The sequence below is a fragment of the Klebsiella sp. PCX genome, assembly GCF_021869705.1.
Lineage (GTDB): Bacteria > Pseudomonadota > Gammaproteobacteria > Enterobacterales > Enterobacteriaceae > Klebsiella > Klebsiella quasipneumoniae.
On the sequence record NZ_CP091527.1, the window covers coordinates 3,291,770 to 3,313,129 of the forward strand.

Sequence of the window (21,360 nt, forward strand, 5' to 3'; positions counted from 1 at the left end):
CCATAAAAAAAGCCACCGCGAGGTGGCCTGAATTGGATGGTATAACTTACTAATTATTTATTGCTGGTCTTCGACATAGATACCGGCGGAAATAATCGCCCCGCCAATTCGCCGCTTACCATATAGCCAACCAACAGGATAACCCTGTGAGGCGGTATTGGTTACGCTACCAAAGGCATAGCTGGCTTTATTGTCGGGGGATTCTTTTCGTGCCAGCCCTCCAGGCTGAGGGGAAAGCATCTGAGCTACACCACCTATCGACATTGCTGCCCCTGCCATCATTACATTAGCCCCCCATGCCTGGCCAAATCCGATAGAGGCTATGGCTCCAACTGCGACAATAACCGCGCCTAAAATAGTTTGAAGGAAACCAGCTTTTTTGCTGCCAATAATTATAGGCACAATCCGAATTACCTCTCCTGCTATTGGAAATCCTAGGTCGTCTACCCCTATGTTTTTTTCTCCTTTAAATACCGCATAGGTTAGTCCACGCTCTTCGCTGGTAATCATGAATTTTTCAAATCCAGGAATGGTACTCGCCAATGCTATTCCTGCTTCATGGGGGCATGAAATAAGGCGATGATGAGTTTCCCCAAACTTTTTACCGAGCGTTCCACTTAGTTCAATACGCGTCATGACTTCTTTCATGTTTTCTCTTAAAAAAACCGCCTGACGGCGGCTTTTCCGGTAAAAAATTAAAAAGCTGTAGGGTATATACCAAAATCACCGTTGGTCCCATAACCTACACGATACATTAACGTTTTCCCTTCGGTAACTTCTCCTGATTGTTCACTCATACCCCCACCACACATTCCTTTAGGCCAGGCACTGAAGATATGAGTACCTATTACAGGATAAATAACTGCTTTTTCCGCCGTATCCAAATCAGCAATTTCTTTACCATCAATATAAATTCGAGTCATACAAGCACTTCCCATAAAGCCCGAATCTCTTTTTATGATGACTTCGCCCGTACCTTCTTTTTTAGTGAAAAGCGATGGATTTAAAATTTGTTTAGAAGGTATGTTTTTTGCCTGCTCATTAGTTACAGGCTTAGTCGCGCATCCTGTAATTCCCACGATCACTAACGCCAGTGCAATTTTTTTCATCTCGGTGTCCCTTTTGCTTTATAGTTAAAAATCCACAAAAGATTAACACAGAGAACGATATCGGACGATTTTCATCGTCCTGTCTAACCAGTATCCACCATACGGCACGCGCTTGCTGAGATGACCATAAAGGTGGTGCAACAGCATGTTGCCTTCCAGTAGAATCCCGGCATGGTTCCACTTATCCGCCTGCACCTGCATGATCACCATATCACCCGGTTGCGGCGGACCATCAAACTCCCGGAACCCGCATTCATACCAGCAGTCCTGATAAAAATTGTCCGAATACTCCTTTTCCCACCACGGATAATCGACGCGGTAATCGTGCAGCTCGATGCCGTGGGTTTGCCTAAAATAGCTCATCACCAGGCCCCAGCAATCATAATGACCAAGCACGAACGGACGCTCAAGGAGGGGCAACTCTCCGCGTGGGTGGATGGTACGCAGATCGCCTTCCGGCCAACTGATAATATGCCAGGGGAGCAGAGTGGCATCGCACTGCGCCTTATCCAGTTCACTGGGTTGAGTGGTCGCATCAGGATGGCTGTGAACAATGCCGATGATCGTCCCCCAGTCTTCTACCGCTGCGTAATCATCTGGCGCCATTACAAAATTATCATTCGACTCACTGGCCATATTTCTGCAGGGGAAATAGCGCTCCACTCGCCCCTTTTGGGCAATCAGGCCGCATGCCTCACGCGGGTAATCAGCGGCAGCATGGGCCTGTATCGCCATAATCGTTTTCTGGCGCATATCAGCTCCTTATCAGCGACGTGCCAGGAAATCCGCCAAACGGCAACTCGTTATGCTCACCAAAACGCAGTTTGCAGGCTGTGAGTGTTCCGTTGCAGACGTCTTTCGATGGGTCATCAACCGGCTTGTTATTCTTGTCGAAATACTTTGTCCCTGTATAATCGCAGCCATCGCCACTTCGGTATTTATTGCGAATACACCAGGTGCAAACCGAATGATATTGCCGGGTCGGAATCATCATCCCCTGTAGGTCCATCGGGCTGGAAAGCGTGAACTCCACTGTTTCATCGGTTTCAAGACTTTTGGTGTCGATAAAATACAGATGACGTTTTTCCTGCGTCGGGTCCGTTGTGGCATTACCTTCAGGGAAGTTTCGCGCATCCAGATACTGCTTTTGTGTCTCATGGATAATGACCCGAGCCATCGCCAGATCGTCATAATGCAAACACAACGCGGAAATCGAACCATCAATGTTGCCCACCCTCAGTGTCGGCTGCGCGTCGCTTCCTGAAGTCGAGGATTCGATCCCCTCTAATTCACACGGCCACGCTTTATATTCGGTTCCCTGCCACCAGATACTTTTAGCGGGCAATTTCGATTCATCGCCACCAGCGGCTAAAATTTCCGCTTCAGTATGGGGAATGTTATATCCGTGGAAATATAAAACATCCCCCATGTTAAAAGCACTACCATCAATTTCTAAAAGCCGGACTTCATCTCCCGGCTCCAGTTTCTGATAATCAGCGTGAAGACTCATGGTACGAATGCCTGTTCAAATGTTGCAGTGACTGTCATGACTCTGTTATTCAGAACGGCTTTTTGCAGGCTGTCGGCCTGAACCCGCCATAGCGCCAGCTCGTCATAGGGTGGTTTAAACGCAAAGGATTTTGTTTTATGCCGTCGCAGGAATTTATATATATCCAGGCCTGTTTGCAGATCTCCGGTAAATGAAAATGCATAATTTAAGGTTTCCGGGTTTATTCCCTCCCCTGAAACCTGCGCATAGCCGTCGCCAAATTGCGCCTTTCGAATATTATCCTTACTCGTTATTGCGGGCTGACTGGCGGCCTGAATTCGCCAGGAAAATGTTTCAATAGTCATAAATAGCCTTTATCTCAGCCAGTAAAAAGGCCGCAAAGCGGCTTCAGGTATTAACGCCCTTCTTTTATTGCCTTCCAGAGTGGCGTTCCGGGCCGTTGGGCCTGTTCACTGACGACACTAATAATGGCGGGTTTCAGTTGCTTGAGGATACCGTTACTGTCAATCGCTGACCGCTGCGTAGACTGCTGTTCGTTGCTGCTACTGATATAGACGCCGCCCATGTTGACCATCACACCACCAGAGGACACACTCGCCGGACTGGCAGCGTTGCCGACATACCCGCCGGAGGCATAACCGCGCATCATCCGGTAAAGGTTGCTAACGCCGATGCGGCTGGTTGCCTCCTTGTTGAAAACGAATTCGCCGCGGTGGACAACCCCAGCGGGCTCGTATTTCCCCCCATGCCCGGTATAACCGCCACCATCAAAGCCAGAGGGACGATAGAAAGGAACGGCAAAAGACTGACCAGAATTTGAAGAACTGCTCCCGCCGCTGATCCACCCCATTGCAGCCTGAAAGGTGTAGGCCACAATAAGCTGATCGATGACCTGAGCGATCATCTTCAGAATGGATGTGGTGAATTCCTTAAAACTCGCTTTGCCGGTGGTATTGAGCAATGTCAGCTGATTTGCCAGCCCCCCAAAAGTGGCCTGCGAAATTTGTTGAACAGAGGAAAATACATTAGTGGCAGAATCCTGATACTCAGCCCAGCCCTGTTTGGCGCCGGCCAGCCAGTTACCGCGCAATGCGTCCTCGGCTTCATAGGTGGCTTGCTGTTCCTCCAGCACCTTGCGCTGCGCATCAGGGTTGAAAGCATACGTTTCACTCAGCTTTTCAAGCGTGCTTCTTCTGTTCGCTTCCCTGCCAGAAAGTCCGTCGGCCTGAGCCTTGATCCCCGCCCGGATCGCACTCTGCTGCTGAGCGAATTTATTGGCCTGATCTGCCAGATTATTCAGCTTCTGCTGCCGGGCGACCTTATCACCGAGATCTGCCAACTGACGTTTGTATTCCAGGGTTTCGTTTTTGTGGGCCAGCAGTGATTTTTCCTGGGCGGAGAGCTGGCGGCGGCCGGCCGCTTCCTGCAAAACAGCATACTGATTTTCTGCCTGCCAGAGATCCCGACGTTGCTTACTGATCACGTCGTTGACGTCTGTATGCTGCTGGAGGGTTTTCAACTGAGCCTGCAGGGTCAGTAATTCGGCCTGAGCCCCTTCCTCTGCTTTACTCCCCGCGGGTGTTGTGTACTGCCTCCCTTTCGGCGTTTTAGGGTCTTTGTACTTCGCATCAATACTTGCGCGAATTTTTTCTATATCGCTGGCTGTCCAGCGGGTCGCAATCCCATCGATCGCATCTTGCTTGTTTTTCTCAACAAGCTTATTAAATTCGGCCTGAGCGCGAGCCCGTCTCTCTGCCGGCTTGAGGCCTGCTTCCAGAAGTTGATTAAACTGCTGCTGGTTCCTGATGGCTTGCTGTTGTTGTTCGTTACGCAGCTTCTCGCGTGCCGCGGCTAAACCTTCCTTAGCGTATGCTTTGTCGGCTTCATCATAAGTTTGTTTCAGCAACTCAGCACGTTGAGTGGCAATACGCAAACGTTCTGCATCAGCCTTAATGAGGGGGTTATTACCGGAATAGTTGGGATCGACCTTTAAGTTGGCTTCCAGCGCCCGGCGTTCTTTTTCCGCAGCTTGCCAGTCCGCAAAAGCCCCCTGCCGCTTCATGGCCGTATCAGGATTCCGACCAATACCCATCATGGCATCCCAGGCGCCGCTGGCAGCATTTTTCACCCAGTTCCACGCGGTTTCCAGTGTCCCCAGATTTTCCTTTATCGCATTCGCACGCTGGATAACGCTGTCGGAATAGGCGCGCATCGCAAGCTCGGCAGCGCGCTGCGAATCCCCCATTGCCTGAGCAGCTGAAATCTGCTCAAACTGACTTGCGGTCAGAAAATGCAGAGATTCATTCAGCGTTGCGACCGCATTAACCGGATCTTCTTTTAGCCGCTTAAACTGGTTAATGGTTTCATTTACCGCCTGGCCGGTAGCCTGTTGAAGCCTTGCCGCCACATTGGCAACCCGTTCGACGTCGGCGCCACCGAATGCCCCGCTTCCCACAACCTGCGCTAATACGGCTGCCGCGGCGTGCTGAGTGACTCCATTTCCTGAGATGTTCCGTGCCAGCGCCTGCAGTTGTCCCGAGGTTTTACCGGCATAGTTCCCGGTGAGAATGAGCTGTTTGTTAAACTCCTCGGCTTCCTTCCCGCCCTCGTACCACGCTTTTCCCAGCAGAACGACGGATGCCGCTATGCCACCGACCACGCCGGCGATCCCCAGTCCGCGTAGCGTCATCATTTTTTCGAGCCACCCGGCCTGATTCGCCAGGGTTATCCCGGAGCCACGCAGCGCGCCGAAGTTGCCCCGCAATAACTCTCCAGCCAGTACACCAAGCTCCCGACGTGCGCCGGCGCTCTCGAGACCAAGGCTGTGCGTTGCGACCTTTGCCGCTTCCAGTTTGCAGATATAAACTTCAGCAGCATCGCTGGCGCCTACCTGCGCGGCTTTCATTCTCAGCAGCTCAGTGCCAGATAGTTTTTGTTCGACCACCAGGGCCTTAAGCTGGCGAAGAAATTTTTCGCGAGCCAGGTTCGCTTTTTCCTCAACCTGCTGGAGCTCTTTCTGCCGGGCCGTGGTATGGGAGATCAGAGAAAGGTAATCGCCCTGGGTAATATTTCCCTGCGCGCGTGCCTTACGGAATTGTTCCTGGATACTGGCAAGCGTTCGTGTTTCGCCGTTGAGTGTTCTGACACCATCTATCTGCCTGAAGAACGACTCCGCAAGCGCATCCTGCCGCCGCGCCAGTGCCTCTGCCTGCGTGTCGTTCTCACGATATCGCTGATTCAACCCTGTTACGCGCTGGTAAGTCTCGTCGACCGATTTGGAGACCCGCTGCAGTTCGCTCTGAAGCCCGGCGGCGGCATCCGCCTGTCGCCTCTGCATATCGGACACGGCGCCGGCACCGGCATCGCTGGTCGTTTTCAGCGCGGTGATTTGCGCCTCTGCCGCACTGCGCATGCGCGTCTGCACTTTTTCCGACTCATTCGCCACACCGGATAGTTGCCCCTTAATCCTGGCAATCTGTTCGGTGAATGTGGCGCTGTCGACATCCAGGTTAATGACAAGGTCGCTAATCTGCTGGGCCATATCTGGTGCCTCCTGTAATTCCCTCCGCGGCCAGCATCATGGCTTCATCGTCCTGTACATTATCCGCTGCAGCCTCAGCGGAGGGAGACAGCAGGCTGAAGTGTGCAGGGGTGATGTCCGGATCCCGGTATAAGAAGGTTGAAATGGTGTAAAGCAGCCCGGAGAAGTGGGCATCGAGCTGCGCGTCCTGAAAAAAACGCTCCCGGTAAAAGTGATGCCAGTCGCCCAGCTCGGAGGACGTCATGCCAGCAAGCATGGCGCGCCAGTCAGGTCGCCCGAACTCACGCGCCAGCTTCAGGACAAAATCAAGCTCGCTGGCTAGGGCTTTTCCGCTGTAACAGGTTCATCCCCCAGCGCGGTGGTATCAATATCTTCATCCGTGGATTGCTCTTCTTCGGCAACCGGCGCCAGCATGCCGGAGAGCAGCTTGATCTGCATTTCCGCTTTGCCAATCGCTTCCGCCGGCCAGGTACTCATCACCTGCTGGTGGAGTTCCTCTTCAGAAGGCCCCTTCGGATCGTTATGCCAGAGCGAGAGCGCAATCAGGCGCGCGCCTGCGCGAATACTCATGCTGACCAGCCCGGCGGACATTGTCTGGTCATCCACGTCATCAGAAATGGCGGATAAGGCTTTTTCTTCTGCGGCCAGATATTCGAGATAAGTAATGCGCTGCAGTGCCGACAATTCGGTGATCGTCACCGTAGCGCCGTTATGGGTAAATTCGTCTTTCTTCAAAAACATGCTCATGCCTTTATCCTCAGGACGCCGTCACGGTGGTTTTGCAGGTCGCCACAAAATTACCGTCATTGCTCATGACAATAATGTCGGCCGCGCCAGCCGCCACGCCGGTAACAATCAGAGATTTGCCACTCACGGCCACGGTCGCCTTCGTGCTATCCGAGGTCGCCGCACGGAAAGACTGTTCCGACGCGCTGGCAGGCAGGAAGGTGACGTTTAGCGTTGTGGTGGCGCCAACTGCCACGCTGGCCGTTGCCTTATCGAGTTTGATCCCGGTCACTGCGATCGGCGGGTTGCCGCTTTCTTCCGCCAGTTCCGGTTTCCCGGTATTGGTGATTTTGGCGGTACGCGTGATCACTTCCTTCGCGGGGATGGCTTTACCCAGGCTACTGCACCAGCCTTTGAACACATCCACGGTGCCATTCGGGTATTTAATTTTGTAGGCCCGCACATCGCCGTCGACAAACCAGGCCACCAGCGACTTTTGCCCTTCTTCACCCGGTTTCCAGGCCAGCGTTAATGATGTATCACCTGCCGATTTTGCCCCCTGTGCAGTCGCGGTCCAGTCTGCGTCGTCATCGTCAAGGTAGGTGTCATCGTAGGACTCCGCCGTCATTTCGCCCGGCGTCAGTTCCTTAATTTTCGCCAGGCGTTGCCAGTCAGCATCTGAAAGCGGGTTAGCGTAGGGATTTCCCGTTCCGGTATACAGCCAGAGCGTGGTACCGGCCCCTTTTACCGGGGCCATTGGATTAGGAGTTGCCATAAAATTCCTTATCTAAAATAAGTGAGGGTATAGGTCAGATCGACCGATCCCCAGGTGGCCATTTCGTCATCACGCTGGTAGTCGTAGCCCATGGGGATCATCGTTTCGATTAAGGGGAATAGCGCCGGAATAGTTTCGAGGGCCGGATACACCTTCTCTTCCATCCACGCATCCAGCGCGCTATCCGGCGTGGTGGATTTCAGAAATACCTCGATATGAAGGACTGCTTGCCAGCTATCCTCATCCAGGCTTTCTCCCGTGTATTCGGCATCCGTCAGATAGACTGCGAGCGCCGGTAGATCCTGCTCTTCCAGAAAGACAGGGCGTCCGTCAAACCATGTCACGCGGTCCGGAATGGACGTCTTTAACTGGTCCAGAACAGCAAGACGAATAGCGGTGTGTTTGCTCATCGCTTCAGGTGGATCCTCAGTTGATTTTTCAGCGCGGACGACAGCTCCTTCGGCATGTCACTGTCGATAAGCTGCTTTGATATAGTGGTGAAGTTTTGGGTTAACGGGGTTTCGAGAGGAACTTTTACAACATCAATCGGATAGCGGGATTTGCCCAGACGGTGCATCACCTGCCACCGCCCGTTCGCAAGCTGCTGGATAAATGCATTTTTGAAAATGTACGGTCCAACACGAAGCACGCTCCCGCGCCCGCGTTTTTCGCCTTTTCGCCTCGAAAGCTGCACCCGTGCAGCACCCAGTTTGATTGCAGGCAGGTTCCCTCTGTTAATACGAATGGCTGCCACCAGACGATCAGGTTTCGCGCGCTTAAGACGTGACCGCTGCCGGACCAGCCTCACCGGTAACCCTTTTTTGCGGTTATCACCAACCGTTGCCTCTTTCGCCACCTTGCGGCTACCTTGCGTAATCGTCCGCCCGGCAACCCGGTTAAGCGCCTGCGCGGTAGCCGTCGGTACCATCAGTCGGCTCAGACTGTTCAGATTCTGGATAGCACGCTCAAGACCTTTCAGAGACATGATTCACTCCAGCCAGATTTGAGGCTTCCCGTTAAAAAGCTGATAGCGAGTAACGATCCAGTCTTTACCGTCATATTCCACGGCATCGTTTCTGGCTGGCCGATAACCAGCAGCAAACACGACCAGCACCGTGGCGGCACCGGAAAGTACGCCCATCTCCTCCAGCAACTCAGCAGGCACGACGTCAACGCTTATGCCGTTAATGACCGCTTCCCTGCCCATTTTTTTGAGGGTGGCGGCATCCATCCGGGCCGCCATCTTGTCGAAAGGGTTAGGCATTGATCTTGACGTCAATGACGGTACTGTTTGCGCCCGCATCTTCCCAGGCAACCCCAGCAAAAACTGCGTCTGTTGCTTCCAGCTGTACCTTGCCCGCCTTGAAATACACCTTCTTTCCCGCTTCAATTTCATCAGCGGGCAGCTTCGGCAGCTGGAATACCCCTTCAGTAAGACCATCGCCAGTATCGCCGCCGGGGATATCAGTGATCGCGATAGCAATCAGCTCACCGACAACAACAGCTGCCCCACTCAGAATCGGTTCCTGTCCGGCATTAACCAGATGAATCGTCTTTCCTTCCTGCACAAAGTTTTTAGCCATAACATCTCCTGGCAGCCCCGCAGGGCTGATTTCAGGTATAAAAAAAGCCCTGATGGGCTAATGAGATTTGAGTTGGCAGAGAATTACTTGCCAGTTGATTTCGCCAGGCCACGGAAGTCTAACGGAGCAACACCCGCATCGATACGCACCTTCGTGGCGATCCCGTCGGTATTGAAACCTTCCTGCTGGTCAATGTAAGGCGTGTCAACACCATTCAGATAAGCTACTTCGATGGTATCGGTGCCTTTCGCAGCGGCCAGGTACCAGGCGTTCGGATCCTTGTCATCCAGCCGTGCTTCAGCAATCACTTCGGCAAAGTTCTGGATAGGGTTAATGATCCCGGCGTTAATATCTGCGCCCTTAACGCTTGCTGATTTAATGGTCTGACTGGCAATCGTTTCGAGCCCTACCGGCACCAGCATGTAAGCTGGACGAATATTCAGCGATCGTTCCCCTTCTTTCTGCAGGCGCATCAGTTTGCGGGCATCATCAATGCTCGAAACCGAAATGGCGCCAGAGGAGAGGTTTTTATGATCGGCATGGAATAGCGGCTTGCCGTCAGACAGTTTCGGATTATCCAGCAGAATCGCATACACCAAATCACCGATAGTGGCTTTCGCAGCGCGCCCCATTTTCGCCGGGACGTCAGTTAACGCGTTCAGGTCATCGTTGATGATGGCCTGGCGTGTGATGGAGAAAATTTCCCCATAGGTAGCCAGCGCGATCGTTTCACCTTTATCGCCCGTGGTCACATATTTATATTCAGCCCCTTCGCGAACCTTACGCAGGGAATTGAAGCCCCCCATTCCCACACGGTGTGCCGTTTTAAAGTCAGACAACTGGCCTTTCTTCGTCCAGAGATCAAAGGTTTCAGCTGCTTCATCCCACCCCTGCAGAAGTGCCTTGTTTGCGACGTCGAGAAGAATATTGCCAAAATCCGAGGTACTGTGGGTCAACGCCAGCCCAACCATCTGCATAGGATTGTAACTCGCGACGCCGATACCGCGTTCAGTAAGCGCCATACGCGCATACTCGCGCAGCGTCATCCCGTTGTACACGTTATCGCGTTCCTGATTTTCGTACCCTGCACGGGCCATCAGCGCCTGGCGGATGCCATCACCTACAAAATTGCCGTTGCCGGCATAAATGTGAGCCTGTTCGTTTTTGTTTGACGGGGTCGCAGTCTTGCCCAGGGCAGCCAGCAGCACATCTTTCGCCTGCTCCACAGTGCAATCTGGGTCCGCAATACACTGGTTTTGCAGCTCCTGGTGCTTACCGCCGAACATAGCGAACAGATCATTAATCCCGTTCACACGGTTACGCTGTTCGGCATAAACCTGCGCCCGGATAGCATTCTCATCCACAGCTGCAGACTGAGGGGCGGAAGGTTGGTGTGCCTGAGGTTGTGGTACCGGCTGCTGCGGTTCGCGCTGGGTGGAATTACGCGGCGGGGTGACCATATTACGAATGCTGCTTGGCATTTTTTCAAATTCCTCAATACGTTTTGAATGGATACAGGCCATTGCCTGAAGAGATGGGATCACCTGGTCAGCAAAACCCATGGCAAGGCATTCAGCGCCATCCAGCCAGGTTTCGCCTTCCAGCATTGCGGCAATCTCATCAGAGGTTTTTCCGGTTTTGGCTGCATAGGCGGGGATTAACACCGATTCAACTTTATCCAGCAAATCAGCGTAGTCGCGCATGTCGTTGGCATCGCCGCCGGCAAAGCCCCATGGCTTATGGATCATCATCATAGTGTTTTCCGGCATGATGACCGGGTTACCCACCATTGCGATAACAGAAGCCATGGAGGCAGCCAGGCCGTCGATATGAACGGTGATCGCGGCGCCGTGATGTTTCAGGGCATTAAAAATGGCGATGCCATCAAAGACATCGCCACCGGGCGAATTAATGTGAAGGTTAATGTGGCTGATATCACCCAGCGCTTTAAGATCGCTAACAAACTGTTTGGCCGTTACTCCCCAATAACCAATTTCATCATAGATATAGATATCCGCTTCATTGTTGGCGCTGGCCTTCATGCGGAACCATGAATTACTTTTTACGCTGGCTTTCGGACGTTGATACGCCCGTTTCTTTGGCATCGGCACTGGTGCCTCCTCTGTCATTGGCAGGATCAGTATCAAATACCAGCCCCTGCTCACGGTTTTCGTCTATTTCGGCCTTGCGGCGCGCTTTCACATCATCCGGATGGCGTCCGCTGGCGCGAACCCAGTCTGACTCCGTCGCCGCACCACCACGGATTTGAGCCTTCCAGGCATTCGCCTCCTTGACGGGATCAATCCATGGCATCACGGGGCCGGAATACACCGCGGTGTATAAGGACTCAACATCCAGCCCACGCGGTAAGGTGATCTCGCCGCTGGCGACTGCCATTTTCAGCCAGGCGCGATACATCGGACGTGTCACGGCGCCAATAAACCAGTCCTGAAGAATGAGATATCCGTCTGTCGATTCCACCAGCTCCTGCCGCTGAGCACTGTAAGTGCCGTTATAGTTTCTGGCGGTACTGGAAAAACTCAGACGGCTGCCGGCGGACACAGCTCGCAGCTGGCCGTTGCGGAAGGTTTCAAGATTGGGATTCGGGCGGTCGGATTTGACCATGCCGATATCCTCGCCAGGCAGCAGGTCGTCGTAGATAATGCCGGGCTGAATATTCAGCTCACGATCATCATCCTTACCGGCGTTTTCATCCCAGCTTTGCCCATCCCCTTTTTTGATATACATCCCAAGGGCGGCGGCGATGCGTGCTGCAGTCAGTTCAGCATCTTCGTACTCTTTCAGAGCACTGAGACGCATAAGAACGCCGGACAAAAGCGACGTTCCGCGCGTCTGATGCAGCCGGCGGACAAACTTCAGGTGGAGCATGTTTTCCGCATCAACCCGTTTCGTTTCCAGTTGCCTGCCAGAGACCGGCAGGCTTTTATAGACCAGATAGCCCTTTGGCCTTCCCCAGTTATCGGTATATACCCCCTGATTTAGCTTGTCTGACTCGTTGCTGGTCTGGGGAACAAAATCAGCCTCAAGCGCTTCCAGCCAGAACGGCACCCCGGCGGTAGGCGTCAGGCCATTGCCTGTGCCGCTGACGATCTGTGCAAAAACCTCCCCGTCGCGCAACCAGCTGCGTAACATCAGGCGCTCCAGCATGGGGCGGGTAAACTGATGGGTCACTTCCGGTCGAATAGACCATTCCCCCCATTTCTGCCGGATATCCGCCGCCAGCTTTTTAGCAATCTTGCCGTTCTTGAGCTTCGGATGCGGCTCCACGATAATCCCGCTTTTACCTACCACCCGCTCTTCAAGCTTATCGAAAATGCCAATCACTAAATCGTGGTTATTATCAAGCCACCTCGCCTGCTCACGGAGAGAGACGGCCCCCATCTTGCTGAGCTGGTCAGCGGAACGATTCTCTCTTCGGGCTTTGTGGGTACGGGTGGGCTTAACGGCTTCATATGCCTGTATCATGGCGCGGGATCTTAGCCTCGCAGCCTTCCAGCCGGGAGAAATGACACCTATCGCATCATCAAGTAAAGACATTAAAACCTCGCCAGTTTGTAGCCAGGCCGCCCCCGGCGCTGATTATTCAGGGAAGAAAGACGCCGCTCCCACTCCTGCCGCCCTTTACGGATTTCGGACAGGTTTTCCATAGTCATTTCCTGACCGTTAAATTTGATGGATTTGCCATCCAGTACCGCCATCTCCGCTTCGGCATAGCGCTGGATCATGGCCTCAATATCACTTTTATTCATAACCAACCTCCTGAGGTGGCCCATGGGTTAGCATCATCAGTTACGGTTTTTTTGCGTTTGCGCTTTTTGGTCTGCACCGGCGCTGGCGCCGGGGGTGCTTCTTCGCCAGTTTCCGGCGGCACGTTCTCCATCCACGTTTCCCGCCGCGCCCAGTCAGGCGCATCAGGCCATTTAATTTTTTCGTATCCGCGAAGGATAACCAGCGCATCAGCGTAAACCAGCAGGTCAAAAGCTTCGTTGGCGCCGCGACCCGGCTTGCTCCATTTGCCATCAGAATCACGCTCCTCGTAAGTCAGTTCGTCGTAAAACCAGCTCCCCAGCCACTTCGGGAAATGGATGTAATTCGGCCCCGGTGTTTCGCGCCACAAGGCATTGTTTACCCGGTCTTTGAGGTCATTGGTTTGCAGCAGATATAGCGGGACATCCCCCGCGGCTTTCGCCCGGCGCGCCGAACGGCCGGTGTTATCTGGCAGGGATTGAGTGATCAGCTTTTCGCGTCGATGACCGTCACCTTTAAACAGGTAAACATTCCGGCCAATCCCCTCCCGACGGCATTTACGCCAGAATCGGTAGGCATTATCGGTGACACCATCTTCACCGCCGGAATCGACTGCCATTGCCATCAGGCGCATACACAGGCGGGGATCGGATGCCATTCGCCACGTCTTGCAAAAGACATCAGTCAGCAGCAGATCCCAGTCCTCCGGGTAACTGGCAGGATCGATTGGCAGGCTTTCACCGTCCGCATCGCACCGGAGTGACTGGCGAATGTTGTAACGGTCCACCAGCCACCGTTCGCCCATGCTTCCGTAGCCAGTAACCTGAACGACAAAGCGGCGATTACGTCCCCCCTGAACGTCAACCGTTGCCACCAGGAAACAAACACCATCAGGCACACAACGTTTCGGGACATCCTCGGCCCGTTGTTCGAGCAATTCGCTTTTACGCTGTTCGGTACTCGCCCGCGGCAGATAAGGGCGACCAAAGTCAGTGTTAACGACCGTTTTTAGTGTCTCTTCGCTTTGGGTTTTTTCGTACTCCTGTTCAGCCGCCAGATATTTATAAATTAGCTGTGACCAGGTCTGGTAAGCAGCTGCAGGCCCTTCCATCCAGAAAGAAGCAATGCGTGACCGCCGGCCCTCCCCTGTAATGTTTCCATCCCGATCAATTGACTGCCCGTCACGTAGCCAGACGCTTTTCATGTTCAGCTCGCGCTTCATCGCAGGAAGCACTTTTCCTTTGCAGGCCGGGCATTGCAGATAGGCCGCTTCGCTGGCTGTGACCAGGTCCGTCGTGTCGCGGTAGCCCGTCATGTTGGCAACTTCAGGCTGAAAATATTCCCCACAATGCGGGCAAGGCCAGTAAAGCCGCCGGCGGTCCCCGCGGTTATACAGCGACAACACGCCCGTTGTGGGCGGTGCTTCATGGGGGGAACTCTGCCGCCATTTCGTATCGAGAATGTCGCGGCCCGGTGAACTTTCGACCAGGGTCATCCCCGATGACATAAATGTGGTGGTACGTTTGGAGGCAAGCGAGAATCCGTCCCCTTCCCCGTCGATGTCCTCCGGGAATCGGTCGTAGTCGGTTAGAGCAACAAATTTATAGTCCGACGAGGACATAATATTGACTGAGGGCCAGCCAAGTTTCAGATAGTTACCAGCGCGGAAAGTACGATCGTGAACGTTGTTATCGTTACGACGCGGACTCAGTCTTGATTTAACCTGCGGGCTGCAACGGAATGTGCGATCAAGACGCTTTTTTGAATGTTCGCGCGCTTTCTCTTCGGAGACCTGGATTACCAGCATATCCGCCGGGTCACAAACGATGCTGTATACAATCCAGCCATCAATCAGACCAATCGTCTTACCCGTTCGTGCCGGGCCGACAAACACCACAGCATCATACTCGCGTGACGCCAGGCAATTCATTGGCTCGATAACATAAGGGGCCAGATTAGGATCCCACGGGACCGAGTTACCAGCGCCCATTGGTACACGCATATACTCGGCCACCGCGTCGGCAACCAGCATGCGGCGTGGCGCGCGTAAAATTCCGGAGACATCCCGACGGATCCCCCTGGCGGATGCCCGCTTTGCCATCAGTCCTCCTCTGGCTCGTCCTCCTCTGCTTCGGCTTCCATGACCTTCTGGGCCATCTGGTCGCGCAAATCGTCGATCACACTTTGAACACGGGAAACAGCTGCAGGTGGAAGCGCACAATCGCGCTCGAGTACATCAGGGAGGGTTTCCAGCACCATCACTACAGCTTTTGCCATTACTGAAAACTCCCTGGCAACTTCATCTGCCGGGATCAGTTGCCCCGTATCCTGCTCAAACTTGATCCGCTCATTCTCTGCTTTCCAGTGCGCCAGCCTGTCAGCCGGCGGCATGTCCTCAAGATTTGTTGCAACCGTGGGGATCATTAACTCAGCCAGAACGTCGGTAACTAAATACAGTTTTAGTTTGCTGTTGCTGCCCGGCGCCGGCTCGACATTTTTCAGTCTGGCGGCCACCGTCTGACGGTGGACATTGGTTATGCCCGCCAGCTGATTGATATTCAGCTTCAGAGAAGCGATTTCCTGATCCATGATGATGAGCACTTTTTAACCAATTCGACATCATTGCAAAACACGGTTCAATAAAATCAAGAACCTGCGCAAATGATGATGATGACCATGGATCCAGAAAACCAGCCGATTCCCGCGAGCGCGCCGCCCCGTGGAAGGCCACCCCGCCGGGAGGACCCATTAGATAATGATTATCGTTTGTAATTGCTGGGCAATTATCGAGGCCGCTCATTGAACAGCCTCTGTGAATACTCAGCCTGCAGATGCGCCACCGTCGGCCTGCAATACACTTTCAGGGATACGCTCCGCCAACGGCACATTGTTGAAGATCTTCAAACCACTGAATCCAAGGTATGTAGAGGACTGGCTGACGTTACCCGCGATAAAGTCGCTCACATCTGCCATCAATCCATTAACGACGGCCTCGGTATTCACTCGCCAGTAGTTTTCGAGGGCAATCAGCAGTGGATCTGAGCCATCACTTATCGTTTGTTCACCAACGGAATAACCCTTCTTACCAGACTTGTCAGTAATGCATTGCAGCGTATTGCTCTGCACAGCCACCATGTCTGTATTGATTACCTGCACAGTAAACATTGCGACTTTACTCCCCTCATCACTCGTGCTGGATGCATAGAACAGTGTGAGGGTTAGATCATTACGGTTAAACATTACTGGCTCCTGTTACGGTTACGGTTGCGATGACGGGAACGGCGTTCTGCCCTGGGGGCACTATCATCAGGAGGCATAAGCTCTCCTTCCTTCACTGTCACCGTTTTTTCGGCGGCCGCTGGTGGCTGCACCGGTTCTGCCGGGACATATGGCTCACCACCAGCCTCAATCTCTACCTTGAGATACGGGTTAGTTTTCATACTGTGTGTGAAGTGAACCGCGCTTACCGGCAAATCCATGTAGGATTTACCATCCCGTTCGAGGGCCACCAGCTTCCCGTCTACGTATTCAATTTTTAGGCTCTTCATCGTCTTACCTTTGCGAATAAAAAAGCCCCGCAGATGCGAGGCCATACGGTTTTTACCCCCAGAAAGGGATAAATGGCATCTTATCCCTTTCTGGGGATAGACGTTCTCATTGATTCGTGAATCCGCTTACAGGGCATTCCTGTTTCCCCTGATTGGTTTTGTCACATATTCTCGTCCAGGATGTCCTCAAGCCATGAAACCGGCTAAAAAAAAGGCCGCATAGATATGCGACCTTTGGTTAGTACCAGTTAGAAAACTAAAATCTCTCAGGAGCCACCCAAGAGAGGCTTTTCTGCTTTTTAACTGACCACTGCCGTTTCGGTGTTGGCTGGCAGTGATAACGTGATGATAGCTTCATTTAAGTTATCGATAGCATTTAAATATCGAAAGAGCTCATTGAACCAATCATTTTCAACTTGCCGGAACATTCAACCAGAGCAACAGGCTTCTATGCTGGTCTTTTGAGAGCAATTATCAGTTCGCCCTAACGAGGCTGGTAACTAACATATTATTCGATGGTTCCTTAGACAGTGACCCATAAATCTAATTGTTTAATGTACCATTGGATGGGCACACAAATAACCACACCATCCCCAAAGTTAACAGATTTGATAACACACCCTTGTGGCGGAAAAAATTCCGCACCAGTCTGGGGCCGGATCGAGCGCTCAATGCCGTAACGATAACCGCATGGTAGTTGTGGTAGTAAGTTTACTGTCATGAGTGGCTACTTAGTTAAGAGTGGTTTGAGATCCTATAGTGCATGACACTCCCTGAATTAGATACAAACATTTCGATGCTGAAAGCTTGAATGTCTTGTTTTCAGATTTTTTGTTCACTTAAGGCCACTTATTTCATGTGCTATGCCTGTTACTTACTCACCGCCCGATAGTACGCCTGCCAGCGATACTTATCCAAACGGAGCTGGCGCAGGCATTGAGCGGTTTCTACATCAGACTGTAAATCTTCATCGCTGTCATTCCCTGCGTCACTTGCTTTGCACGGCGGACTCATCAAATCCGGGGATGGAGTTGGCAGCATCGATGGCGCGCTGACGCAACTGCACAGCAGCATCATCAAACCTACACACAGTACGATTCGGAGACTGAACATATTTCACCACGTCGCGGGTTATTGTTTTGTAGATGACCTTACCCGCTTCGTTAGCAGTAGCGGCCTTTTCCTCTACAGGCTTAATGGCATTCTCGGCCTTCTCTCTCTTCTTCGCAGCCTGAGCATTGATGTGGTCAGCGTGGGAACTCCATCCCATACGCCATGAAATGGCACAGGACATTAGCAGGATTGCTATTGCGATGATAACGGCGGTTAAGCGACTCATCTTTGCTCCCATAAACACACTTCACGCTCAATTTCCCTCCGGGTAATAAGTCCTTTCCACTGCTTACCTTTGGCATAGGTCCAGCGGCGCAGCTGATCACACGCACCTTTCTGGTCACCCTGGTTGATTTTGCGAAGCAGAGTAGAGGTCTGGAAGTTCCCGGCTCCGACGTTATAGGCGAATGAGTACAGAGCCCCACGCATTGTTTCTGGGATCGGTTTTTTGATGTAAGGGTTGATCTGCCTGGCGACGGTATTCAGGTCTTTATTTAGTAGCGCCCGACACTCTGCCTCGGTATAGGTTTTGCCGAGCATGATGTCTTTACCTGTGTGGCCGTAACAAACCGTCCAGACACCTACCACATCCTGATAAGGGTCGTATCGCACTCCCTCAAGCCCATCATTACCCATAGGGCCAGTGATGAGTGCAGAGGCAATCGCCAGGGCCCCGCCGCCGACTGCCGCAAGAACACTTTTACGTAGTGTCGGAGACATTATTCACCTCGCACAGCTTTTCGCCGGTCTTCTTTAATTTTGAAATACAGATTCGTCAGGTATGTCAGCAAGCCAAATACCAGACTTCCCAGAACACCGATCGCGGCCCACTGAGATGGGGATACTTTGTCGAGCAATTGCAACATCCAGAACCCCGCGTTACCTGCGGACGTTCCGTAGGCAATACCTGTTGTTAGCTTGTCCATTCGATACATACTCCACCTCCGGGTTAACGGGGTGCTTTGTGCGTGTAGGGGTCAGGCTCATCGGGCTGATTTAACAACGAGCCGTATCGATGATGATTCCCGTGAGCCTGAAATAAGAAAGGCCACGCAAAGCGCAGCCTTCAAATGATGTTTACCTTTTCTTTCTGAAGCGCCCTATTGATGGCGTAAAAAAGCCCGCCTGAAGGCGGGCAGAAAGTAGGCATTCTAGGTAGTAACGAAACGAAGGCACTCCTAATAGTCCGAGCTACCGATTTACCAAGAAGCATTCACTTTTGCCGTTACGTTCTATAAACATAGAAGGGCAACCGCAAAAGTAAACCTGCCATAAATCTTAAATATGTTTAGTGGCAGTGTGGTGCCGGGTGCCTCCCGGTGAGCATGCCCCAGCCGGCATGGCCCGCGCTGCATTTACAGGTTTCTGTAACTGACTGGCCGCCCCTCCGCATAGGGGGATTCACCACATCGATAATTTATGATCCAAACATTTGAAGCGTCAATGTCAGAAACATAACTGCCGATGCTAAAAAACCTCCCAGCCTTAACCACAGAACGCAGCAAGGTTACCTAGCGGCATATCACCAAACTACTTGCGCGCAACTCTAATAGCTCAAGCTGGCTATTGTGGAACCTGGACCCTTTCAATGTATCCACATCCGGCTTAACGGGTTCCTGGAAAGAGATAGTATAAGTCTCAGGCTCAGGTGACAAATGAGTTCTGGAGGCTCAAGCCTAGGCCTGAGATGCAACAGTCCCGCAGTTTGACGAGGTTCTGATGATTAAGCTGTGTGTCGAAGTGACCACTCTTAACACAGTAAACGAGAAAATGCGGACCGCGTAAGTTTTTTTTGATAGATTACGCATATGCAACGAACCTAGGATCATTCATGAATCACAACACATTGATTCAAAAGGATAATAAAGGGTACTTTTAATGACTACTACAGCCACCTCCGCGCCACTAACCAAACAAAAAAAGATGCGTATCGGTTTCTTCCAAAGCTCTTCAGGAACGAAGTCAACTACATCAAATGCACAACTTGCATTTGACAAAATGTATACAACCGTTGTTACACCTTCGCAAAACTCTTATACAGCTGAGTTCAATAAGAAAAAATTAAAGATTGTATTCTTAGAAAAAGACTCACAGGCAGAGTTCTATTTTGGTTATCTATCATGCTCTCGTGATGGTTTCCACTTACCTTATATTGGTGATGAAAATTGGGACGAACACAATATTCCATTGGATGATAAAAAATATATAGTCGAACGCACTTATTTTATTTACTACTATAAGAAAGATATTCTTGTTTTATCTCAAAATCATTTAGGGCCTAAAGATTCCGATTTAGCATTTCTTTTATTCAATTTTTCTGAAGTAAACAAACCTGTAGCGTTTGAGGCAATTTGGAAAAAAGAAAGCGTAAAAGAACTACTTGAGACAGGAAGCACTTTACGTAGCTGTGAAATTACACTCGCCGCTCCGCGTAATTTTAGCGCAACGGATTATGACCTTTCGAATTCATTTTCCAAGAGTATGATTGAAATGATGGCTGGGATGGGCGGTTCACATTTAAAACTATCGCTCAGAGGTAGAGCATCGCAACGTAAATTAGTCCGTGGATATCTCAGCGATGAAGTAAAAAGCGGAATAAAGGAATTACTAGAAAAAGTTCCTCATTTATTACGTAAAGCTAATGTTACCGAACCTAAAAATACTCGCTCAAGGAGTCTTCTCGATCAAGTTCTGATCAGTGAAAAAAACGTTAATACAAAAGATGGCTACGCAAAAGAAACTGATGTGCGTACTGCCTTGATCAGTGCTAAAATTGAACATAGTCAGTATTTAAGGCAATATGAAATCTGATCTTATTTTTATGGATGATGATTATGCTTATTAAAGTTTTAATTAACATAGTTATCAGTGGGCTGTTAGCTTGGGTGCTTGGGAAATACCTAGCACCTATGGCTCACTCTGATATCTTAAGTACAGCCGGAGTATTATCTACGGTGGCAGGCATTTTGTTTGGGTTTGTATTGGCCGCCATTTCCATCTTTAGTTCTGCAAGTTCAAGCACTGATGGAATTATTTTTGCTTTAAAACAAAATAAAATTTTACCTAAAATTATTCGTAACCTGTTATCTACGGGCGTCACCTTAATATTAGCATGTATTTTCCCGTTGATCGCAATGTTTATAAATGAAAAAATCATCATTACCTCGGTAAGACTTGATTTCACCCTTACCTTATATGGTTTCTCGACTCTAATCGTATCTATAGTTTCATTTGCAAGTACTTGGAGAAAAATCAACTGGATATTGCCCCATATATAATATTAAGCAGGTGCAAGCACACCTGCTTATCCAAACCCAGATATTAATCCATATCTAAACTAACATTTAGAATAGCTAGACAACCCTCTATAAACCCCTCTGCCATCTGTATCTCTATACGAATCAGTTTTTCATCCTTCTTTCGTGCCTTTGCTATCTTCCGCTTCGAGATGCCATACAAATAATGTGCAACCAATAGTGAATGCTCATAGGGTTTTCGTTTTTGAAGCCGAGCCAAACACCCTTCGATAATCAGGGCGTCGTCGTCAGTGCATGAAAGGCGCGATTTACTTGTTTGAGGAAGAAGCCCTTTGAAACCAGCAGCGATTGGTGAGTAATCCACGCCTGAACTATCGCTCGCGGCCCAAGCCCCCCAACGCTCTAATACCATTTGAATATCACGCATGTT

26 protein-coding genes are annotated in these 21,360 nt (G+C 51.2%); 2 read left to right on the forward strand and 24 right to left on the reverse strand.

Annotated elements, in window-relative coordinates; all coding sequences use genetic code 11:
- Window positions 1-57: 57 nt before the first annotated feature.
- The 23 genes from GQR96_RS15665 to GQR96_RS15775 all read right to left on the reverse strand — a co-directional run bounded on the left by GQR96_RS15665 (window position 58) and on the right by GQR96_RS15775 (window position 18,608).
- Window positions 58-648, reverse strand: a complete 591-nt coding sequence (locus GQR96_RS15665) for a tail assembly protein (RefSeq protein WP_102040319.1) — start codon at window positions 646-648, stop codon at window positions 58-60.
- Window positions 649-695: 47 nt separating this feature from the next.
- Window positions 696-1,109: a hypothetical protein gene (locus GQR96_RS15670; protein ID WP_074186500.1), complete on the reverse strand. Its 414-nt coding sequence runs from the start codon at window positions 1,107-1,109 to the stop codon at window positions 696-698.
- A gap of 42 nt (window positions 1,110-1,151) precedes the next feature.
- Window positions 1,152-1,862 carry a C40 family peptidase gene (locus GQR96_RS15675; protein ID WP_064149692.1) on the reverse strand — a complete coding sequence of 237 codons (711 nt, stop codon included), beginning with the start codon at window positions 1,860-1,862 and terminating at the stop codon, window positions 1,152-1,154.
- 1 nt (window position 1,863) lies between these two features.
- On the reverse strand, window positions 1,864-2,619 hold the full coding sequence (locus GQR96_RS15680) for a phage minor tail protein L (protein ID WP_102040318.1): 756 nt from the start codon (window positions 2,617-2,619) through the stop codon (window positions 1,864-1,866).
- A complete protein-coding gene (locus tag GQR96_RS15685) occupies window positions 2,616-2,963 on the reverse strand; it encodes a phage tail protein (protein WP_020315047.1) in 348 nt (115 codons plus the stop codon). The genes GQR96_RS15680 and GQR96_RS15685 overlap by 4 nt, the downstream gene beginning before the upstream one ends.
- Before the next feature lie 50 nt (window positions 2,964-3,013).
- Window positions 3,014-6,160, reverse strand: coding sequence for a phage tail tape measure protein (locus tag GQR96_RS15690; RefSeq protein ID WP_102040317.1), 3,147 nt, complete (start codon window positions 6,158-6,160; stop codon window positions 3,014-3,016).
- Window positions 6,144-6,416, reverse strand: coding sequence for a phage tail assembly protein T (locus GQR96_RS15695; protein ID WP_048324899.1), 273 nt, complete (start codon window positions 6,414-6,416; stop codon window positions 6,144-6,146). The genes GQR96_RS15690 and GQR96_RS15695 overlap by 17 nt, the downstream gene beginning before the upstream one ends.
- Window positions 6,417-6,478: 62 nt before the next feature.
- The gene (locus GQR96_RS15700) at window positions 6,479-6,907 is read right to left on the reverse strand and encodes a phage tail assembly chaperone G (RefSeq protein WP_074186499.1); all 429 of its coding nucleotides are present in this window, start codon (window positions 6,905-6,907) and stop codon (window positions 6,479-6,481) included.
- A 10-nt stretch (window positions 6,908-6,917) separates the two neighbouring features.
- Window positions 6,918-7,661: a phage tail protein gene (locus GQR96_RS15705; RefSeq protein WP_020315046.1), complete on the reverse strand. Its 744-nt coding sequence runs from the start codon at window positions 7,659-7,661 to the stop codon at window positions 6,918-6,920.
- An 8-nt stretch (window positions 7,662-7,669) separates the two neighbouring features.
- Window positions 7,670-8,071, reverse strand: coding sequence for a phage minor tail U family protein (locus GQR96_RS15710; RefSeq protein WP_016530350.1), 402 nt, complete (start codon window positions 8,069-8,071; stop codon window positions 7,670-7,672).
- Complete coding sequence (locus GQR96_RS15715) at window positions 8,068-8,646, reverse strand: phage tail protein (protein ID WP_075647424.1); 579 nt, start codon at window positions 8,644-8,646, stop codon at window positions 8,068-8,070. The genes GQR96_RS15710 and GQR96_RS15715 overlap by 4 nt, the downstream gene beginning before the upstream one ends.
- Before the next feature lie 3 nt (window positions 8,647-8,649).
- Window positions 8,650-8,892: a DNA breaking-rejoining protein gene (locus GQR96_RS15720; RefSeq protein ID WP_232586069.1), complete on the reverse strand. Its 243-nt coding sequence runs from the start codon at window positions 8,890-8,892 to the stop codon at window positions 8,650-8,652.
- Between the two features lie 25 nt (window positions 8,893-8,917).
- A complete protein-coding gene (locus GQR96_RS15725; RefSeq protein WP_075647422.1) occupies window positions 8,918-9,244 on the reverse strand; it encodes a DUF2190 family protein in 327 nt (108 codons plus the stop codon).
- 83 nt (window positions 9,245-9,327) lie between these two features.
- Complete coding sequence (locus tag GQR96_RS15730; RefSeq protein WP_075647421.1) at window positions 9,328-11,349, reverse strand: ClpP-like prohead protease/major capsid protein fusion protein; 2,022 nt, start codon at window positions 11,347-11,349, stop codon at window positions 9,328-9,330.
- Entirely contained in the window at window positions 11,300-12,802 is a 1,503-nt protein-coding gene (locus GQR96_RS15735) for a phage portal protein (RefSeq protein ID WP_032422410.1), read from the reverse strand. The genes GQR96_RS15730 and GQR96_RS15735 overlap by 50 nt, the downstream gene beginning before the upstream one ends.
- On the reverse strand, window positions 12,802-13,014 hold the full coding sequence (locus GQR96_RS15740; protein ID WP_020315048.1) for a hypothetical protein: 213 nt from the start codon (window positions 13,012-13,014) through the stop codon (window positions 12,802-12,804). The genes GQR96_RS15735 and GQR96_RS15740 overlap by 1 nt, the downstream gene beginning before the upstream one ends.
- Complete coding sequence (locus tag GQR96_RS15745) at window positions 13,011-15,113, reverse strand: phage terminase large subunit family protein (RefSeq protein ID WP_102040316.1); 2,103 nt, start codon at window positions 15,111-15,113, stop codon at window positions 13,011-13,013. The genes GQR96_RS15740 and GQR96_RS15745 overlap by 4 nt, the downstream gene beginning before the upstream one ends.
- The gene (locus GQR96_RS15750; RefSeq protein ID WP_048324916.1) at window positions 15,113-15,601 is read right to left on the reverse strand and encodes a DUF1441 family protein; all 489 of its coding nucleotides are present in this window, start codon (window positions 15,599-15,601) and stop codon (window positions 15,113-15,115) included. Before GQR96_RS15750 ends, GQR96_RS15745 begins: the two co-directional genes overlap by 1 nt.
- Window positions 15,602-15,832: 231 nt before the next feature.
- On the reverse strand, window positions 15,833-16,252 hold the full coding sequence (locus GQR96_RS15755; RefSeq protein WP_165455545.1) for a hypothetical protein: 420 nt from the start codon (window positions 16,250-16,252) through the stop codon (window positions 15,833-15,835).
- Window positions 16,252-16,560 carry a hypothetical protein gene (locus tag GQR96_RS15760; protein ID WP_101987311.1) on the reverse strand — a complete coding sequence of 103 codons (309 nt, stop codon included), beginning with the start codon at window positions 16,558-16,560 and terminating at the stop codon, window positions 16,252-16,254. Before GQR96_RS15760 ends, GQR96_RS15755 begins: the two co-directional genes overlap by 1 nt.
- A gap of 988 nt (window positions 16,561-17,548) precedes the next feature.
- A complete protein-coding gene (locus GQR96_RS15765) occupies window positions 17,549-17,899 on the reverse strand; it encodes a hypothetical protein (RefSeq protein WP_016160650.1) in 351 nt (116 codons plus the stop codon).
- On the reverse strand, window positions 17,896-18,393 hold the full coding sequence (locus GQR96_RS15770) for a lysozyme (protein ID WP_048289200.1): 498 nt from the start codon (window positions 18,391-18,393) through the stop codon (window positions 17,896-17,898). The genes GQR96_RS15765 and GQR96_RS15770 overlap by 4 nt, the downstream gene beginning before the upstream one ends.
- On the reverse strand, window positions 18,393-18,608 hold the full coding sequence (locus GQR96_RS15775; protein WP_017880269.1) for a class II holin family protein: 216 nt from the start codon (window positions 18,606-18,608) through the stop codon (window positions 18,393-18,395). The genes GQR96_RS15770 and GQR96_RS15775 overlap by 1 nt, the downstream gene beginning before the upstream one ends.
- 943 nt (window positions 18,609-19,551) lie before the next feature.
- On the opposite strand from GQR96_RS15775, the gene GQR96_RS15780 reads away from it, so the two are divergent.
- Together GQR96_RS15780 and GQR96_RS15785 are read left to right on the forward strand one after the other, a co-directional pair.
- On the forward strand, window positions 19,552-20,484 hold the full coding sequence (locus GQR96_RS15780) for a DUF6731 family protein (RefSeq protein WP_065888618.1): 933 nt from the start codon (window positions 19,552-19,554) through the stop codon (window positions 20,482-20,484).
- Between the two features lie 23 nt (window positions 20,485-20,507).
- Complete coding sequence (locus tag GQR96_RS15785) at window positions 20,508-20,951, forward strand: hypothetical protein (RefSeq protein ID WP_158236790.1); 444 nt, start codon at window positions 20,508-20,510, stop codon at window positions 20,949-20,951.
- A 43-nt stretch (window positions 20,952-20,994) separates the two neighbouring features.
- On the opposite strand, the gene GQR96_RS15790 is transcribed toward GQR96_RS15785, so the two are convergent.
- The gene (locus GQR96_RS15790; protein WP_032413444.1) at window positions 20,995-21,357 is read right to left on the reverse strand and encodes an antiterminator Q family protein; all 363 of its coding nucleotides are present in this window, start codon (window positions 21,355-21,357) and stop codon (window positions 20,995-20,997) included.
- Window positions 21,358-21,360: the final 3 nt, after the last annotated feature.

Coding starts and splice junctions, on each gene's coding strand:
- GQR96_RS15665 (WP_102040319.1), bottom strand. CDS start 648: ATGAAAGAAGTCATGACGCGTATTGAACTAAGTGGAACGCTCGGTAAA.
- GQR96_RS15670 (WP_074186500.1), bottom strand. CDS start 1,109: ATGAAAAAAATTGCACTGGCGTTAGTGATCGTGGGAATTACAGGATGC.
- GQR96_RS15675 (WP_064149692.1), bottom strand. CDS start 1,862: ATGCGCCAGAAAACGATTATGGCGATACAGGCCCATGCTGCCGCTGAT.
- GQR96_RS15680 (WP_102040318.1), bottom strand. CDS start 2,619: ATGAGTCTTCACGCTGATTATCAGAAACTGGAGCCGGGAGATGAAGTC.
- GQR96_RS15685 (WP_020315047.1), bottom strand. CDS start 2,963: ATGACTATTGAAACATTTTCCTGGCGAATTCAGGCCGCCAGTCAGCCC.
- GQR96_RS15690 (WP_102040317.1), bottom strand. CDS start 6,160: ATGGCCCAGCAGATTAGCGACCTTGTCATTAACCTGGATGTCGACAGC.
- GQR96_RS15695 (WP_048324899.1), bottom strand. CDS start 6,416: ATGCTTGCTGGCATGACGTCCTCCGAGCTGGGCGACTGGCATCACTTT.
- GQR96_RS15700 (WP_074186499.1), bottom strand. CDS start 6,907: ATGAGCATGTTTTTGAAGAAAGACGAATTTACCCATAACGGCGCTACG.
- GQR96_RS15705 (WP_020315046.1), bottom strand. CDS start 7,661: ATGGCAACTCCTAATCCAATGGCCCCGGTAAAAGGGGCCGGTACCACG.
- GQR96_RS15710 (WP_016530350.1), bottom strand. CDS start 8,071: ATGAGCAAACACACCGCTATTCGTCTTGCTGTTCTGGACCAGTTAAAG.
- GQR96_RS15715 (WP_075647424.1), bottom strand. CDS start 8,646: ATGTCTCTGAAAGGTCTTGAGCGTGCTATCCAGAATCTGAACAGTCTG.
- GQR96_RS15720 (WP_232586069.1), bottom strand. CDS start 8,892: ATGGATGCCGCCACCCTCAAAAAAATGGGCAGGGAAGCGGTCATTAAC.
- GQR96_RS15725 (WP_075647422.1), bottom strand. CDS start 9,244: ATGGCTAAAAACTTTGTGCAGGAAGGAAAGACGATTCATCTGGTTAAT.
- GQR96_RS15730 (WP_075647421.1), bottom strand. CDS start 11,349: ATGCCAAAGAAACGGGCGTATCAACGTCCGAAAGCCAGCGTAAAAAGT.
- GQR96_RS15735 (WP_032422410.1), bottom strand. CDS start 12,802: ATGTCTTTACTTGATGATGCGATAGGTGTCATTTCTCCCGGCTGGAAG.
- GQR96_RS15740 (WP_020315048.1), bottom strand. CDS start 13,014: ATGAATAAAAGTGATATTGAGGCCATGATCCAGCGCTATGCCGAAGCG.
- GQR96_RS15745 (WP_102040316.1), bottom strand. CDS start 15,113: ATGGCAAAGCGGGCATCCGCCAGGGGGATCCGTCGGGATGTCTCCGGA.
- GQR96_RS15750 (WP_048324916.1), bottom strand. CDS start 15,601: ATGGATCAGGAAATCGCTTCTCTGAAGCTGAATATCAATCAGCTGGCG.
- GQR96_RS15755 (WP_165455545.1), bottom strand. CDS start 16,252: ATGTTTAACCGTAATGATCTAACCCTCACACTGTTCTATGCATCCAGC.
- GQR96_RS15760 (WP_101987311.1), bottom strand. CDS start 16,560: ATGAAGAGCCTAAAAATTGAATACGTAGACGGGAAGCTGGTGGCCCTC.
- GQR96_RS15765 (WP_016160650.1), bottom strand. CDS start 17,899: ATGAGTCGCTTAACCGCCGTTATCATCGCAATAGCAATCCTGCTAATG.
- GQR96_RS15770 (WP_048289200.1), bottom strand. CDS start 18,393: ATGTCTCCGACACTACGTAAAAGTGTTCTTGCGGCAGTCGGCGGCGGG.
- GQR96_RS15775 (WP_017880269.1), bottom strand. CDS start 18,608: ATGTATCGAATGGACAAGCTAACAACAGGTATTGCCTACGGAACGTCC.
- GQR96_RS15780 (WP_065888618.1), top strand. CDS start 19,552: ATGACTACTACAGCCACCTCCGCGCCACTAACCAAACAAAAAAAGATG.
- GQR96_RS15785 (WP_158236790.1), top strand. CDS start 20,508: ATGCTTATTAAAGTTTTAATTAACATAGTTATCAGTGGGCTGTTAGCT.
- GQR96_RS15790 (WP_032413444.1), bottom strand. CDS start 21,357: ATGCGTGATATTCAAATGGTATTAGAGCGTTGGGGGGCTTGGGCCGCG.